Raw genomic sequence first — 239 nt, 5'->3', positions numbered from 1 at the left:
CGAAGACCTTGCGCGACCCAGCCCGATGCTGCGGCTGGTGCAGGGCGATGTCGGCTCGGGCAAGACCGTGGTGGCGGCATTGGCAGCGATGCTGGCGGTGGAGCAGGGCAAGCAGGTCGCACTGGCCGCCCCCACCGAGCTGCTGGCCGAACAGCATCTCAACAACCTGCGCGGCTGGCTGGAGCCGCTGGGCGTGCGCATCGCCTGGCTGGCCGGCAAGGTCACCGGCAAGGCGCGCG

The 239-nt window shown here is 71.5% G+C and carries 1 protein-coding gene; it reads left to right on the top strand.

Annotation, left to right across the window (positions count from 1 at the left end):
* Positions 1–239, top strand: a 239-nt coding sequence (locus FQ664_RS26855) for a DEAD/DEAH box helicase (RefSeq protein WP_144175998.1), incomplete at both ends; no start/stop codon positions are given.

The organism is Pseudomonas persica (genome assembly GCF_900291015.1).
Lineage (GTDB): Bacteria > Pseudomonadota > Gammaproteobacteria > Pseudomonadales > Pseudomonadaceae > Aquipseudomonas.
This window is presented reverse-complemented; position numbering and strand designations above follow the sequence as displayed.